3 protein-coding genes and 1 pseudogene are annotated in these 3435 nt (G+C 31.2%); all 4 read right to left on the bottom strand.

The features are described 5' to 3' along the window. Positions 1–266: 266 nt before the first annotated feature. Positions 267–998 (bottom strand): alpha/beta fold hydrolase, encoded by a 732-nt coding sequence (locus M3600_RS28075; RefSeq protein WP_251648515.1) that lies wholly within the window; start codon positions 996–998, stop codon positions 267–269. 115 nt (positions 999–1113) lie between these two features. Next, entirely contained in the window at positions 1114–1791 is a 678-nt protein-coding gene (locus M3600_RS28070; protein ID WP_251648513.1) for an HAD hydrolase-like protein, read from the bottom strand. 97 nt (positions 1792–1888) lie between these two features. After that, positions 1889–2440 (bottom strand): hypothetical protein, encoded by a 552-nt coding sequence (locus M3600_RS28065; RefSeq protein ID WP_251648511.1) that lies wholly within the window; start codon positions 2438–2440, stop codon positions 1889–1891. A 388-nt stretch (positions 2441–2828) separates the two neighbouring features. Continuing rightward, a pseudogene (locus tag M3600_RS28060) lies at positions 2829–3034 on the bottom strand (metallophosphoesterase family protein); the annotation flags it as partial. Positions 3035–3435: the final 401 nt, after the last annotated feature.

Genomic DNA, 3435 nt, shown 5'->3' with positions numbered 1-3435 from the left:
AACGGGAGGAAGGTAAACCCTATAAAGTCACTATAATTGCTTGTGCAAATAAACTTTTACACTGGATATATGCACTGTTGAAAAACAAATCTACTTTCCAAGATATAGCGTAATTAAAAAGTAAAACCAATGTGACCAAAACTTTCCAAATAGTGAAATTGGAAGGTTATTTGGTATGCATAAATTTAGTATAACATGAAAGATTTAAAGATTTTATTGAAAGGATATTGACAAACTATTAGCTGGTTTAGTTTAAGTGCATTACTTCACAAACTAATCTTGTCAATTAACTTTTGTATTGCACTGACTACCACTTCTGGTTCATCATTTTGTATATAATGAGCACTGTTTTCAGCAATCACCAATTCACTTTCAGAGGAAATACCAAGAATCGATTCCTGCATTTCATTCCATAACTCTTGTGATTCCTTTGAATAATGAGTTTTTTTACCAGCTGAAAGAACAATAAGTGGGACATTTAATTTAAGTTTAGTATCTTTTAACTGCTTTAGGCTTTCCATAAATTCATTATAATTGCCTTCATACACGAATTGCTTGTTGTATGCTTGTTGAAATTCTTGTGACATCGTTGGGAGAAACCTTTCTCTGTAATCTTCAGGCGTAGAGTCAACCAAAACAAGTCCACTAACTTCATTTTGATATTCAGTTGCAAATATTCGCATATTAACTCCACCAAATGAATGACCTACTAATATGTAGGGAGGTTTAATCCTGGCTTCAATAAGAAGTTCCTTCAATTCTTTTACCATCTCAATGCTGGTTCTGGGTTTAGAACTTTTTTCACTTTTCCCAAGCCCTGCTCTATCATAAATTAGAACATTAGAGAGCATTGAAATATCCCTAATTACTGAATCCCAAGCCTTGGAAAAATCTCCATATCCAGCATCCATAATGACAGTTGGTTTTCCGTTATTTTCTCCCACCAATTTAGTATAAATTTTACACCCACTTATTTGCACAAACATTTCTTTAGCCATCTATTCATTTCCTTTCATTATGCCAACTTAAGCTACCCGCCATCGGTTGCGGTAAGTGAAATCTTCACAACTCTATCTGTTTTTAAGAAAGGGGCATAATTAGCAAAAGTGCTTTTTACTCATTAATAAAATTCGTATTAGCCAATTTAGGTAATATTGTTTTTAATTCAATTAAATCATCTATTATTACTTCAGCTTGAGAAAGTTCATCTTCTTGAGCAAAATCAAAATTACATCCAATTGAAACTAAGCCATTATCTTTAGCGGCATTAATATCAGATAATCGGTCCCCAACAACTGCTCCATATGTAATATTATATTTTACTAATATTGTCCGAACCAAGTCTGATTTATTTAACGACTCAATTTGTTGTATACTAAAGGTTTCAGTAACCCAATTATCCAAATTATAGTAATTAACGATTGCTTTTAGATATTCCGATAAACCATTGCTTGCTATGTAAATTGAACAATTATTTTCTTTTAAATAACTAAAAACTTCCTTAACGTTTGGATATAACTCACCTTTTCCATTTCTTATATTTTCAATTAATCTTTCCAGAAAATAAGCATCAGTTTGTTCTCTTACTTCATTGGAATGATTAGGTAGCAATGCTTCCCAGACTTTTGGTAAAGGTACTCCCATAATTTGACGGTATTTATCTATTGGTGTTACTGTATCCCATTTATTTAATGACCGTAAATGGTTGAAAGTATCCTCAAGTGATAGTTCTAAAATTTTATCTGTTTGAAACAGTGTTCCATCCATATCAAAAATAATTGATTGTGACATTGTGTACTCTCCCTATTTAAAAATTTCTGTTTTTCTCCTCCTGTTTATCATAGAAAGAAAAAAGCAAATTATTAACTATTCTGGCAAGTCTGCAACATCAGTTAATACTTGCGTAATCTAATCTTATTTCTCCTACTCTATCGCCTTCTATCAACCAAAATTCAATAGTTACATCATATTTATGGTCAACATAACCAATAATATCAACACCTTGTTCGCTTCTTTTGTAATAACTTGATCCATACAAAGCAATAATCTCTCTTTTCGTACTACCAATTACAATTCCTTTTGCTGTTTTAAGACGGGTGTTTTTCTTTACTCCATCTGATTCATTAATTATTATCCGAATTATATCCCCTTTGTTTTTCCCACTGTTAATGGAGGCAGTTTCTAATCCACCTTCCCAATGATAATAATCATATAAATCATTGTCTTCCATGGAAAGTGGCTTTCCAAAACGTTTTATAAAAGATTGATTTTTAATATTATCGTTTAGTCGTACCTGCCCAAAAGATTCATTTGAAAGGTCGATTGAATCAGTATGCTTAAAGTAATAGCTTCGTCCCTCTGTTAAGAAGGGAACTATTCGGTAGCCTAGAATAGCAATTAATATAATTAATGCAATCAATAGAAAAATATTTACTCTCATTCTTCCCTCCTTGTTTATTTTCTTAAGTATTATCTCAATTTTTCCCATAATTAATTATATTTTACCTAGAATTTCTATGTATGTAAATACACTTTTTTACAGACGTATTGGAACTCCAAAATAATTCACTTGTACTTTCATGCCTAGTTTGATAACTAAGATGTCTTATTTTACTATTCACTATGGACTTGTAAATCATTTTCACTTAAACTATTCTGTGATGTTTGTGACATAAAAGACTTTCTTCATTTATTATGCTACCAGGATTGTTTCTAAATAAAGAAAAAAGTTCCCAAATGAGAAACTTATCTTTGCTCTTAAAACTCTTTTAATCACCAATAATTCTTTTCAAAAAATTTTATTATTTCATTTTTATAACCAAATTTATCCAGTTTCCTTTAACATAAGTAGATACTTTAATATCATTTAAAACTTCAAATAATTCATTCGTTCCAGGACCAGGCATGATTAAATCTCCCAAAAACCAATAGTCAGTAACACCTTCTTGGATTGAATCTTCTATAACTGATATTAAAGCAGTAAAGCAGTAGAATTTCCATGGACATCTGCTAATAAAGCAATTTTATGTTTCATGTATTCATAAGTCCTCTCCATTGATATTGACCAGTACAAAAGAAAGTAGAATGCACATTCTGGTATTTTATCATAAAATGGCATATTTTGGAGTAACAAAGTGACTGATATGAAAATTACGATAATGCTCCATTAGAATATATGGTCATCAACAAATATTTCACAACTACTTTAAGAAGATTCACAAAAAAGTACCTAGTTAGAATAACAACATATCAACAGTTTGATTTTTATTTTGAAAATTCATTAGTTTGTGAAATAGTGTACTTAAAGTAGTCGAGTAGAAGGGAGCCTTTCTACCTTACGGCAAATTGTACTCCTCCCCCCTCACAGAACCGTGCTTGCGCTATTAACGCACACGGCTCCTCCAAATTATCATTTACAGAATATAGCTAATCTCG

Origin of the sequence: Niallia sp. MER 6 (assembly GCF_023714395.1) — a bacterium.
In the GTDB taxonomy this organism is placed as follows: domain Bacteria; phylum Bacillota; class Bacilli; order Bacillales; family Cytobacillaceae; genus Niallia.
The sequence above is the reverse complement of the archived record's forward strand: the minus strand, read 5'-3'. Positions and strand labels throughout refer to the sequence as shown.